The 12,145-nt window shown below is 67.8% G+C and carries 8 protein-coding genes; 5 read left to right on the top strand and 3 right to left on the bottom strand.

All coding sequences use genetic code 11. The annotated features are described in order from the left end of the window. Nucleotides 1–182 precede the first annotated feature (182 nt). Nucleotides 183–917, bottom strand: a complete 735-nt coding sequence (locus ACDH77_RS13300; protein WP_008573166.1) for an SIMPL domain-containing protein — start codon at nucleotides 915–917, stop codon at nucleotides 183–185. A 138-nt stretch (nucleotides 918–1,055) separates the two neighbouring features. On the opposite strand from ACDH77_RS13300, the gene ACDH77_RS13295 reads away from it, so the two are divergent. The 3 genes from ACDH77_RS13295 (at nucleotide 1,056) to ACDH77_RS13285 (ending at nucleotide 7,188) form a co-directional block, all read left to right on the top strand. Then, nucleotides 1,056–1,628 (top strand): Maf-like protein, encoded by a 573-nt coding sequence (locus ACDH77_RS13295; RefSeq protein WP_031423398.1) that lies wholly within the window; start codon nucleotides 1,056–1,058, stop codon nucleotides 1,626–1,628. Beyond that, nucleotides 1,628–3,127, top strand: a complete 1,500-nt coding sequence (rng, locus tag ACDH77_RS13290) for a ribonuclease G (RefSeq protein WP_031423396.1) — start codon at nucleotides 1,628–1,630, stop codon at nucleotides 3,125–3,127. The genes ACDH77_RS13295 and rng overlap by 1 nt, the downstream gene beginning before the upstream one ends. A 140-nt stretch (nucleotides 3,128–3,267) precedes the next feature. After that, nucleotides 3,268–7,188 (top strand): YhdP family protein, encoded by a 3,921-nt coding sequence (locus ACDH77_RS13285; protein WP_372353492.1) that lies wholly within the window; start codon nucleotides 3,268–3,270, stop codon nucleotides 7,186–7,188. Between the two features lie 15 nt (nucleotides 7,189–7,203). Here the strand turns inward: ACDH77_RS13285 and ACDH77_RS13280 are convergent, their stop codons facing one another. Beyond that, complete coding sequence (locus tag ACDH77_RS13280) at nucleotides 7,204–7,956, bottom strand: DUF6065 family protein (protein WP_218488738.1); 753 nt, start codon at nucleotides 7,954–7,956, stop codon at nucleotides 7,204–7,206. Nucleotides 7,957–8,054: 98 nt separating this feature from the next. Between ACDH77_RS13280 and tldD the strand changes: the two genes are divergently transcribed. Next, nucleotides 8,055–9,500 carry a metalloprotease TldD gene (gene tldD, locus ACDH77_RS13275; protein ID WP_011347993.1) on the top strand — a complete coding sequence of 482 codons (1,446 nt, stop codon included), beginning with the start codon at nucleotides 8,055–8,057 and terminating at the stop codon, nucleotides 9,498–9,500. 256 nt (nucleotides 9,501–9,756) lie between these two features. Here tldD and yjgA read toward each other — a convergent pair whose 3' ends face one another. After that, nucleotides 9,757–10,338 (bottom strand): ribosome biogenesis factor YjgA, encoded by a 582-nt coding sequence (gene yjgA / locus ACDH77_RS13270; protein WP_008573162.1) that lies wholly within the window; start codon nucleotides 10,336–10,338, stop codon nucleotides 9,757–9,759. A gap of 147 nt (nucleotides 10,339–10,485) precedes the next feature. Between yjgA and pmbA the strand changes: the two genes are divergently transcribed. Then, on the top strand, nucleotides 10,486–11,853 hold the full coding sequence (gene pmbA, locus ACDH77_RS13265; protein WP_209261214.1) for a metalloprotease PmbA: 1,368 nt from the start codon (nucleotides 10,486–10,488) through the stop codon (nucleotides 11,851–11,853). Nucleotides 11,854–12,145 lie beyond the last annotated feature (292 nt).

The raw sequence follows: 12,145 nt of genomic DNA, 5'->3' as shown, positions 1-12,145 counted from the left end.
GACTGTGGGCACTTGCACCTAAGTAGTGCCTTTGTTTTAGAGAGGTAGCTAGTCGCTAGTGACTGGTCACCATCAGCGACTGCCAACGGTCGGAGGTGCGGTGCGCTTTACCGAGCGTACAAACGACACTGCCCTCCGAGGAGGGCAGTGCAAACGCAGTGGCTTGACGGTGGTCTGCCTTGTCAACGCCCCAGCTCGAACGTCACATCCAGGTTGATCGACAAGGTGCTCTCGCCGGGGGCGACCGGGGTGTCCATCTCGGCCTTTGCCGAGCGCATCGAGGCGGCCATCATCATCGGGCGGACTGCGCCGCCGCTGCGGCCTTCGGAAATGCTGACGATGCGGCGCACCTTCAGCCCCAGCGACTTGGCGTAAGTTTCGGCGCGCGCCTGGGCCTTCTTCAGTGCGGCAACGCGGGCTTCGTCGTAGACCGGCTCGGGCTGGTCGATCGAAAAGCTGGGGCCGTTGATGTCGTTGGCGCCTTGCGCGACCAGGGCGTCGAGCACCTTGCCCAGGCGGGTGATGTCGCGCACCTTGAGGCTGACCGTGTTGCTGGCCTGGTAGCCGTTGATCTTGGGCGCTTCGTTTTCCTTGTAGGTGTACTGCGGGCTCAGATTGATGCCGCTGGTCTGTACGTCTTTGTCGGCGATGCCGGCAGCTTTAACCGCGGCCATGACCTTGCTCATCTGTTCGGCGTTCTGGCGCATGGCGGCGTTGCCGTCGGCGGCCTGGGTGACCACCCCGGCAGACAGCGTGGCGATGTCCGGCACACGCTTGGCTTCGGCCTCGGCCGAGACATTGAGCAGGGTGCCGTCGCTGGGAATGGTGTAGCTGGACGCGGGTTGGGCGTGGGCAGTCATGGCGGTTCCGGCAGCGATGGACAGGGCCAGCAACAACGGCTTGAGATGGGTACGCATGAGATCTCCTTGTCTGTGTGGCGAGCGTGTTGGCAGCTCGATGAATATGTTGTGAGTCGAGCACGACAGCGCCGTCGGCAACGGTGTGTGCGTTCACCAGGCAAGCGGGCGAGTGCGGGCAACAGGTATGCTGGACGGATGCTCTATCTCGCTTCCCGTTCGCCGCGCCGACAAGAACTCCTGCAACGCCTGGATGTGCCGTTCCAGACGCTGCAACTGGATGTGCCCGAGCTGCGCGCAGCCGATGAATCGCCCGACCAGTACGTGCAGCGCGTTGCGTTGGAAAAGGCGCATGCCGGGCTGGCGCTGGTACAGGCCGCCGACCCCGACGCCATCGTGCTGGGCTCCGATACCGAGGTGGTGCTGGGCGAGCGGGTGTTCGGCAAACCGGTCGATGTGGACGATGCCGTTGCCATGCTGCGCGCGTTGTCCGGGCGCACCCACCAGGTGCTCACGGCGGTGGTTCTAGTCTGCGCACAGCGCGCGCCGGCCCAGGCATTGGTGGTGTCGGAGGTCACCTTCGACACGCTCGATGATGCGCAGATCGTCGCCTACGCCGCCTGCGGCGAGCCGATGGGCAAGGCTGGCGCTTATGCGATCCAGGGCCGCGCCGAACGCTTCATCCGCCATCTGTCCGGAAGCTATTCCGGCGTGATGGGATTGCCGCTGTACCACACCTCGCAGTTGCTCACAGCCTTCGGAGCGCATTGATGTCGGAAGAGATTTTGGTCAACGTCACCCCGCGCGAGACCCGTGTGGCGGTGATCGAGAACGGCATGCTGCAGGAACTGCACATCGAGCGCGGCTGGCGCCGGGGCGTGGTGGGCAATATCTACAAGGGCAAGGTGCAGCGGGTGATGCCGGGCATGCAGGCTGCCTTCGTCGAAGTGGGGCTGGAGCGTGCCGCGTTCCTGCACGCCAACGACGTGGTCCGTCTGGCACCGGCACCAGCCAGCGTGGTCGATACCGAAGAAACCCCGATCCCGCCGCCGCCGCCGGCCTCGGTGCCGATCGTGGAGCTGCTGCGCGACGGCCAGGAGATCGTGGTGCAGGTGGTCAAGGATCCGATCGGCACCAAGGGTGCGCGGTTGACCACGCAGATCAGCATCCCTTCGCGCTATCTGGTGCTGCTGCCGCAGTCCAAGGTGGTTGGGGTGTCGGCGCGCATTGAAGACGAGGCCGAGCGGCTGCGCCTGAAGACCATCGTCAGCGAGGTCTCGGCCCAGCATGGCGGCTTCGGCTACATCATCCGCACCAATGCCGAAGGCCAGCCGGCCGAGGCGCTGGCCGAGGACATCGCCTACCTGTCGCGGGTCTGGAACGTGGTCGAGCGCCGCGGCCGCGAAGCGCCGCCGTGCAGCATCATCTACGAAGACCTGAGCCTGCCGCTGCGCGCGGTGCGCGACCTGATCCGCCGCGACGTGGAAAAGGTCAAGGTCGATTCCAACGAGACCTTCGTGCAGCTGCAGGCGTTCGTGGCCAAGTACATGCCGGTGCTGGCCGAGCGGCTGGAGCTGTACACCGGCGACCGCCCGATCTTCGACCTGTACGGGGTTGAAGACGAGATCGGGCGCGCGCTGAACAAGCAGGTGCCGCTCAAATCCGGCGGCTATCTGGTGATCGACCAGACCGAGGCGATGACCACCATCGACGTCAATACCGGCTCGTTCGTCGGTCAGCGCAACCTCGAAGAAACCGTCTTCCGCACCAACCTGGAAGCCGCGCAGGCGGTGGCGCGGCAACTGCGCCTGCGCAACCTGGGCGGCATCATCATCATCGACTTCATCGACATGGACGATGCGGAGCACCGCCGGCAGGTGCTGCGCACCCTGGAAAAAGCGCTGGCGCGCGATCATGCCAAGACCACGGTGTATGAGTTCTCGCCGTTGGGCCTGGTGGAGATGACCCGCAAGCGCACCGTCGAAAGCCTGGAGCGCCAGCTCTCGGAAACCTGCAGCCAGTGCGGCGGGCGCGGCACCATCAAGACCGCCGAAACGGTGACCTACGAAATTTTCCGCGAGATCACCCGCGCCGTGCGCCAGTTCGATGCCGCGCGCCTGTTGGTGATCGCCTCGTCGAAAGTGGTCGCCCGCATCACCGAGGAAGAGTCCGCCGCCGTGGCCGAACTGGAAGAGTTCCTCGGCAAGAGCATCCGCTTTCAGTCCGACGACCAGTACCTGCAGGAGCAGTTCGATGTGGTGCTGCTGTGAGTTCGGGATTGGGGATCCGGGATTCGGGATTTGTAAAAGCCGGCCCCGTCATGATGTGCGGCCAGCAGGAGCGTTGACGTTACCGTGCTTGGACACGCTGTAACCAATCCCGAATGCCCAATGCCCAATCCCCGCTCCTGATGCCCACCCCGCTGCGCCGCCGTCTTCGTCTGTTTCGCCGCTATGCGATCACTGCCTGCGCGCTTGCGCTGGTGGCGGTCGCGTTGTTGGTGGGCGCGGCCAGCCAGGCGCTGCCGTTGGCCGAGGAACATCCGCAGCAGATTGCGCAGTGGCTGAGCCAGCGTGCCGGTCAGCCGATTGCGTTCGACCGGCTGCAGACCGAATGGACCCGGCGCGGTCCGCTGCTGCGGCTGGATGGGCTGCGTATCGGTCCGCACGGCGAGGTGCGCGTCGGCCAGGCCGAGGTGCTGTTGGCGATGTACGCCGGGTTGCTGCCGGGCCATTCGCTGACCGAAATACGCCTGCGCGGCCTGGCGCTGACCTTGCAGCGCAGCGACGACGGTGTGTGGTCGGTCCAGGGCATGCCCAGCGGCGGAAACTCCGATCCGTTGGATGCGCTGCGCCGGCTGGGCGAGATCCAGCTGGCCGAAGCCCGACTGCATGTGGCCGCGCCCTCGATCGGCCTGGACACCACGCTGCCGCGCATCGACCTGCGCCTGCGCGTCAGCGGCTCGACGGTGAAGGTGGGCAGCCGTAGCTGGATCGATCTCACGCGCGCGCCGCTGACGGCGGTGCTGGAATTCGATCGCGACAGCGGCGACGGCAGCGCTTATGTGCAAGCCGATCCGGCCGACCTGTCCGCATGGGCGTCGTTGCTGCAGTTCGGCGGCATGCGCGTGGAGGGCGGTGGTGGGCGCTTGCAGGCCTGGGCGCAATTGCGCGCACGCCGGATCGCTGCAGTGAGCGTGGATGTCGACCTGCAGCAGCTCCGCCTGTCCGGGGCCGCGCTGCCGGACGAGACCGCGCGGCGCACGCTCACCTGGGAACGGCTGCAGGCGCGTGCGCGCTGGCAGACCATCGATGGCGGCTGGCGCGTGGACGCGCCGCTGCTGCGCCTGGGCCCGGCAGCGCAACTGCAGCACCTGGACGGGCTGAGCATTGCCGGCGGGCGCCGCTATGCGGTGGTGGGCAAGCATGTGGATGTCTCGGGCCTGATTGCAGCTGCCGCCTTGAGCGAGCAGTTGTCGCCCGCCTTGCGGCGTTGGCTGAGCCTGTCCAAACCGCAGCTGCGCGTGGCCGACCTGCAGGTCGCCGGCGAGCGAGGCGGCGCGCTGCGCGCGCGGGGCCAGATCGAAGCGTTGGGGTTTCTGCCGGTGGGCAATGCGCCTGGCATCAGTGGCCTGCGCGGCACCTTCGATGGCGATGCGCAGGGCGTCGAGCTGGATCCCGCGCCCGACGCCACGCTGCGTTTCGACTGGCCGACCGGCTTCGGCGTGGTGCACGAGATCCAGCTGGCCGGCAAGATCGTCGGTTGGCGCGAAGGCGCGGGCTGGCAGGTCGCCACGCCGGCGCTGCGCGTGCAGGGCAGGGATTACGGCGCCAACGTGCGTGGCGGGCTGTGGTTCCAGGGCGATGGCAGCCGCCCGCGCATGCAGCTGGCGGCCCAATTGGACGATGTGGCGCTGCCGGTGGCGCGCAAGTTCTGGATCCGCTCCAAGATGAGCGAGGCCGCCATCGACTGGCTCGACATGGCCGTGGCCGGCGGCACCGTCACCGGCGGCACTGGCCTGGTCAGCGGCGATCTGGACGATTGGCCGTTCGACAACAACGACGGGCGCTTCGAAGCGTTCGGGCAGATCCGCGATGGCGTGATCCGCTTCCAGCCGGACTGGCCGGCGATGGAGCAGGTCCAGGCCAACCTGAGCTTCATCGGCAACGGCTTCTCGCTGCAGGGGCAGGGTGATCTGGCCGGTACCCCGGTCGCGCAGCTGGAAGCGGGTATTCCCAGCTTTGCCACCTCCGAACTGTACGTGCGCGCCGCCACGCAGGCCGATGCGGCGCAACTGCTCGGCATGTTGCGCAAGAGTCCGCTGGAGCGGCGCTATGGCGACACCTTGCGCAATCTCACCGTGTCCGGGCCGGCCGCCGTGACCTTCGACCTGCTGCGCCCCTTGCGGACGCACGGTGCCGGCGGCCATCTGCAGGGCACGGTGGCCCTGCAGGGCGCCAAGCTGGCCGACGCGCGTTGGGACCTGGCCTTCGACCAGGTCAGCGGGCAGGCCGAGTATCGCGACACCGGCTTTGCCGCCGAGCGGCTGAGCGTGCAGCACGAAGGCCGCAGCGGCGAATTGTCGTTGCGCGCCGGCGGGTTGGTGCAGGACCCCAGGCAAGCTTTCGAAGCACGTCTGGGCGCCACCCTAGATGCCAGGGAACTGTTCGACCGTGCACCCCAGATGGAATGGCTGCGCCCGTACGTGCATGGCAGTGCGCCATGGCAGGTGGGCGTGGATGTGCCACTGCCGCCGCCGGGGCAGACCGATGCGAACGCGGTGCTGACGCTGCGCTCCAATCTGGTCGGCACCACGCTGGATCTGCCCGCGCCGTTGGACAAGGCAGCCAGCGAGCCATTGGACACCCGGGTCAGGGTCGCGCTGCCGCTGGGCGATGGCGACATCGATGTGGGGTTCGGCAAGCTGGTGGCGCTCAAGGCCAGCAGCCATGGCGCGCAGACCGGCGTGCGTGTGGTGATGGGCACCGATACCGTCACCGAACGGCCACCCGCCAACGGGCTGGTGGTCACCGGCCGCGCCGCCTCGCTGGATGCGATCGACTGGATCAGCCTGGCGCGCGGCAGCAGCGGCGACGCCGACATGCCACCGTTGCCCGGCCAGCCGGCCGTGCCCGCCAAAGACCCGATGCCGTTGCAGCAGGTGGATGTGCAGGCAGACCGGTTGCTGATGATCGGTGGGGTGTTCCCGCAGACGCGTCTGCGGCTGCGCCCCACCCGCGACACGGTGGCGGTGACGCTGGACGGCCCCTCGCTGGCCGGCCAGCTCACCGTGCCCAATGCCGACGGCGCAACGGTGCAGGGCACGTTGAAGACCGTGCACTGGCAGCCGGTGGAGGCGCCTGCCGAGCCGGCCGCGCCCGAGCCCGGCGACCCGTTGGCAGGCGCGTTGCCGGAGCCCGCGCGTCGTGCCGTGGCCGAATTCGACCCAGTGTCGATCCCGCCGCTGGCGCTGGATATCGACGATCTGCAGATCGGCAAGATGACCTTCGGCGCAGCCACCCTGCGCAGCAGCCGGCTCACCGATGGCATGCAGGTGGATCAGCTGCAACTGCGCTCGGACGATCAGAACATCGGCCTCACCGGGGCCTGGCGCGGCAAGGGCGAGGCGGCCAGCACGCGGTTGTCGGCGCGCGTGGACAGCCGCAACCTGGGCAATCTGCTGCAAAACCTCACCCTGGGCGGCCAATTGCGCGGCGGCGAAGGGCAACTGGAGCTCAATGCCGGCTGGCAGGGCTCACCAACCGGTTTCGCGCTCGGCTCGCTGGACGGCAACCTCAAGGTCGATGTGCGCAATGGCCAATTGCTGGAAGTGGACCCGGGCGCCGGCCGCGTGCTCGGCCTGCTGAGCGTGGCGCAGCTGCCACGCCGGTTGATGTTCGACTTCCGCGATTTCTTCTCCAAGGGGCTGGCCTTCAACAAGCTGGCCGGCGAGGTGCGCTTCGGCGAGGGCTTCGCGCGGACCGATGCCATCCGCATCGAAGGCCCGGCTGCCGACATCGCGATCCGAGGCCAGACCGACCTGCGCGCGCAGACCTTCGACCAGACCGTGGACGTGAACCCCAAGGCCGGCAACCTGCTGACCGTGGTCGGCGCAGTGGCCGGCGGCCCGGTGGGGGCCGCTGTCGGCGCAGCGGCCAACGCGGTGCTCGGCAAACCGCTGGGTGCGATCGGTGCCAAGACCTATCACGTCACCGGGCCGTGGAAAGACCCGCAGGTGGACGTGGTGGAGCGCGAGGCGCGCGAGCGGGCGCCGAGCAAACCGGCCGCCCCCTCCGGCAGGTCCGGCAAGCCAGATCCGACGCAGCGCTGATGGACTCCGTCGGCCTCACTCCGCGGGCGCGTCCTCGCTGCCGGCACGGGTAAACATCGGCAGGCGCAGCCGCGACCGATGCCCCGGCACCGGCGGCTGCCCGGGTGCGGCCACACCAAGAAAATAGCCACGCTGCCATTTTTCGCGTGCCGCCGCCGTTTGCGCATCGGGCAGTTCGTCCAGGAAGCGCGTGCGGCTGGATGTCCAGTCGGCGTGTTGCTGCGCCAGCTGCGGCGCTTCGGAAAGCGGCTTCCACTGCGGCTGCACCTGCTCGATCAACTGCCGCTGCAGCGGGAACAGATGACAGAACGGTTCGCCCGCCTCGAAGCGCACCCGCCCGGGCCGGGTGAAGCGCCAGTTCATGGTGAAGGTATGCGGGCTCCAGTCGGTTTCCACCATGCCGCTCAGCGCGCCGATGCCGTCCTTGGGGCGGTTCAGCGGCCCGGTAACGAACAGGTCGATGCCGGTGTCGGTGCGGAACAGGCACGGTACGTGGAAGGTCAGCACGCCATAGCCGAAGTGGCTGATCGCCGGTGCCTGCGTGTTGGCATCGGCGCTGATGCTGATCGCCGCCAGTGCGTCGCTGCCGTCCCAACTGGCCTCGAAACCGGACTGGCACAGCAGCTCCCAGCCATGCGCATTGGCGATCGCCAGCGGCAGGCAGCGGTAGGCGTAGCGCTGGTCGGTGGCATCCATCCACGCGCGCTCGTGCGGGGCAGGGCGGATGTCCAGCGTATGGCCATCCAGGACGTAGGCGATGAGCTTCATGCGCGGGCGACCGGTGAAGAACTGGCCAGCGATGATAGCCGTGCGCATGTTCAGCCGAACGACTTGTCTCCCCGGCGCGCGGGCCCCATCCTGACCACATGACCGATAACGCTCTCACTCTGGCCGAAACCCGGCTGCTGCTTCCTTCCGGCCTGGACGCCGGCCATCTTGACCGCACCTTCGGCGCCCTGCTGGGCCCGGGCATCGACTTCGGCGATCTGTATTTCCAGCATTCGCGGCGCGAGAGCTGGAGCGTGGAAGACGGCATCGTCAAGGACGGCGCGCATTCCATCGAACAAGGCGTGGGCGTGCGCGCAATCGCCGGCGAAAAAACCGGCTTCGCCTATTCCGACGACATCCACCGCGATGCCCTGCTCGAAGCGGCACAATCCGCGCGCGCGATCTCGCGCGAGGGCGGGGCGCAATCCACCCGCGCGCTGGTACGCGGCAATGGCCGTGCGCTGTACCCGGCCACCGATCCCATCGACGACATGGACAGCGCCACCAAGGTGGACCTGCTGCGCCGGATCGACCAGTTCCTGCGCGCTGCCGACCCGCGCGTCAAGCAGGTGATGGTGAGCCTGTCCGGCGGCGTGGACACGGTGCTGATCGCCCGCAGCGACGGCGTGCTGGCAGCAGACGTGCGGCCGCTGGTGCGCTTGAACGTGCAGGTGATCGTCGAACAGGGCGGCCGGCGCGAATCCGGTTATTCCGGCGGCGGCGGCCGCTATGGCTATGCCGAACTGTTCGCCGACGGCCGCCCGGAAGGGTTTGCGCGCGAAGCGCTGCGCCAGGCACTGGTGAATCTGGACGCGATCCCGGCGCCGGCCGGGGTGATGCCGGTGGTGCTCGGCCCGGGCTGGCCCGGCGTGCTGCTGCACGAAGCGGTGGGGCACGGCCTGGAAGGCGATTTCAACCGCAAGGGCACCAGCGTCTACGCCGGCCGCATCGGCGAGCGCGTGGCCTCGCCGGGCGTGACCATCGTCGATGACGGCACCCTGGACGGGCGCCGCGGCTCGCTCAATATCGATGACGAAGGCACGCCCAGCCAGTGCACCACGCTGATCGAAGACGGCGTGCTGGTGGGCTACATGCAGGACAGCCACAACGCGCGCCTGATGGGCGTGGCGCCCACCGGCAACGGCCGCCGCGAATCGTTCGCGCACCTGACCATGCCGCGCATGACCAACACCTACATGCGCGCCGGCCAGCACGACCCGGAAGAGATGATCCGCTCGGTCAAGAAGGGCATCTACGCGGTGAACTTCGGTGGCGGCCAGGTCGACATCACCAGCGGCAAATACGTATTTTCGGCCACCGAGGCCTACCTGATCGAAGACGGCAAGGTCACCGCACCGGTCAAGGGCGCCACCCTGATCGGCAACGGCCCGGAAACCATGCAGAAGGTGCGCATGATCGGCAACGACCTGGCGCTGGACGAAGGCGTGGGCGTGTGCGGCAAGGACGGGCAGAGCGTGCCGGTCGGCGTCGGCCAGCCGTCGCTGCTGATCGACGGCATCACGGTCGGCGGAACGCAGGCCTGAGATGCGGGGAATCGGGAATCGGGATTTGGGAATCGTAGCGGCAGGAGCGCAAAGCAGTGCGTCAGGCCTTTGCGATGCACTGGTCCCGATGCGCTTGCGGCATCGGGATTTGGAGGTCGTCGCAGCGGCAGTCCGTTGCCGTGTGTCTGGCGCTTACGGCGCGTCGACCTCGATGCGTCGCAGCAGGAATTGGCGGTGGAAGTCGGGCCGGTCTGCGATCACTGCCGGGCGACTGCGCCGCCGCTTCCGTGAATCCTTACTCGTCGCCTTCCGCCGCCGACTCGTCGTCTTCCAATCCCGAATCCCCACGCTCCAATCCCTGCTCTTGAGACAGCTCCCGCAGCACCTGGAACAGCTCGCGGTAGGCGCGCGGCGGCTTGTTCTTGGCACGTTCGTGGATCGCGTTGCGCACCAGTTGACGCAGTTGCTGGCGGTCGGCGGCCGGGTAGGCTTCCAGCAGTTCGGCCAGCGCCACGTCGCCTTCGGCCAGCAGGCGTTCGCGCCAGCGTTCGACCCGGTGGATCGCCGCCACTTCGCGGCGCGCGGTATCGCTGTTGGCGTCCAGCGCATCGCGGATCGCGGCCAGGGTCTGCTCGTCCTCGCGGCGCATGTGCTTGGCCAGAAACGCCAGCTGCCGCTTGTGCGCAATATGCGAGGTGATGCGCTTGCTCTCTTCGATATGCGGGATCAGCGATTCGGGCACCGGCAACTTGGCCAGCTGCGCCGGGGTCAGCGCCACCAGCTTTTCGCCCAGGTCGAAAATCTCCAGCGCCTCGCGCCGCTGCTGGCTGCGGCTGGCGCCACGAAATTCACCGGTCTCTTCATCGCGTCCGCGCATTGCCACCACATCCCGAAACTTGGTTGATAAACATCTGCGGCCTCGAACGGCCGGGCGTCGGCGGAATAACTCCGCACCGAATTCAAACATTCCGGTCATGGATGGCCGGGCTTTCGCGGACGGATCCGCGTTTCCAAGGATAAAGCATTGAACGCACTCTCCTCCGAAATCCGCGTCACCGACGACAGCCTGCAGCGCCTGGATGCGCTCACCGACATCTCCCAGCGCCTGCTCGAGCGCGCGCGCGCCGCCGGCGCCACGCAGGCCGAAGTCAGCTGCAGCGAAGAGCGCGGCCTGGACGTCAATGTGCGGCTGGGCGATGTGGAGACGGTCGAATCCACGCGCGATCGTGGCATTGCGGTCACGGTCTACTTCGGCAAGCGCAAGGGCAGTGCCAGCACTGCCGACCTGCAGGATTCAAGCCTGGAATCTACCGTGGCGCAGGCCTGCGCGATCGCCCGCTTCACCGAAGACGACGTGGCCGCCGGCCTGGCCGACCCGGAGTTGATGGCGCGCGAGTTCCCCGAGCTGGACAGCTGGCATCCGTGGGCGCTGGACGCCGATACCGCCGTGGATCTGGCGCTGGCCTGCGAAACCGCCGGCCGCGACGCCGACGCGCGCATCAGCAACTCCGACGGCGCCTCGGCCAGCACCGGGCTCAGCCTGTCGGTGTACGCCAATTCGCATGGTTTCATCGGCCGCGAGCGCGGTACCCATCATTCGATCAGCTGCGCGCTGATCGCCGGGCAGGGCGACGGCATGCAGCGCGATGGCTGGTACAGCAGTGCACTGGCACGCGAGGACCTGGAAGCGCCCGACGCCATCGGCCGCCATGCCGCCGCGCGTACCGTGGCGCGCTTGCAGCCGCGTTCGCTGCCCACCGGTCAGTTGCCGGTGCTGTTCGCTCCGGAAGTGGCGCGCTCGCTGGTCGGCCACCTGCTCGGCGCGGTGTCCGGCGGCGCGCTGTATCGCCGTGCCAGCTTCCTGCTCGACAGCGTCGGCAGCACGTTGTTCCCGGACTGGTTCAACATCGAAGAGCTGCCGCACCTGCGCCGCGGTTTGCGCTCGGCCGCCTTCGACGGCGAAGGCGTGGCGACGCGGCGTTCGGCGCTGATCAGCGACGGTGTGCTGCAGCGCTATGTGCTGGGCAGCTATTCGGCGCGCAAGCTGGGCCTGCAGACCACCGCCAACGCCGGTGGCGTCCACAACCTGCAGGTCACCGCCAATGCGGGCGATCTGGCGTCGATGATTGCCGGCATGTCGCGCGGCCTGCTGGTCACCGAACTGATGGGCAACGGCGTCAATCCCGTCACCGGCGACTATTCGCGCGGGGCCGGCGGCTTCTGGATCGAAAACGGCGTGATTGCCTACCCGGTCGATGGCCTGACCATCGCCGGCAATCTGCGCGACATGTTCGCCGGCATCGAAGCGGTGGGCAGCGATGTCGACCCGCGCTCGCACGTCAAGATCGGCTCGGTGCTGATCAACCGCATGACGGTGGCAGGCGACAGCTGAGCGGTACCGCTGTGTCGGCTTCCCCGGTTTCCGGGCGGCTTGTCGTGTAGGCGCACGCCTCACGAGCCGCCGCTCGCACCTGACGATGCATCTGCGTAACGCCGAAGCGGGCAGGTCACGGTCACCGCCGCTGTCTCCGATGCGATATGCGCAATGGGGTATGGATCTTGCGGCGGCGCGCGCGACGTGCGAGCGCTACCTACGCACCTTGCGACGCGCGTGAATAAGCCCTCTGCGTCTTGTGGGCGGCACCCGCTCGCACTAAGGCAGGGTGGTCTTTTTCGCCATGGCG

Origin of the sequence: Xanthomonas axonopodis pv. maculifoliigardeniae, from assembly GCF_041519315.1 — a bacterium.
Classification (GTDB): domain Bacteria; phylum Pseudomonadota; class Gammaproteobacteria; order Xanthomonadales; family Xanthomonadaceae; genus Xanthomonas; species Xanthomonas euvesicatoria.
This window is presented reverse-complemented; position numbering and strand designations above follow the sequence as displayed.

Coding starts and splice junctions, on each gene's coding strand:
- ACDH77_RS13300 (WP_008573166.1), bottom strand. CDS start 917: ATGCGTACCCATCTCAAGCCGTTGTTGCTGGCCCTGTCCATCGCTGCC.
- ACDH77_RS13295 (WP_031423398.1), top strand. CDS start 1,056: ATGCTCTATCTCGCTTCCCGTTCGCCGCGCCGACAAGAACTCCTGCAA.
- rng (WP_031423396.1), top strand. CDS start 1,628: ATGTCGGAAGAGATTTTGGTCAACGTCACCCCGCGCGAGACCCGTGTG.
- ACDH77_RS13285 (WP_372353492.1), top strand. CDS start 3,268: ATGCCCACCCCGCTGCGCCGCCGTCTTCGTCTGTTTCGCCGCTATGCG.
- ACDH77_RS13280 (WP_218488738.1), bottom strand. CDS start 7,956: ATGAAGCTCATCGCCTACGTCCTGGATGGCCATACGCTGGACATCCGC.
- tldD (WP_011347993.1), top strand. CDS start 8,055: ATGACCGATAACGCTCTCACTCTGGCCGAAACCCGGCTGCTGCTTCCT.
- yjgA (WP_008573162.1), bottom strand. CDS start 10,338: ATGCGCGGACGCGATGAAGAGACCGGTGAATTTCGTGGCGCCAGCCGC.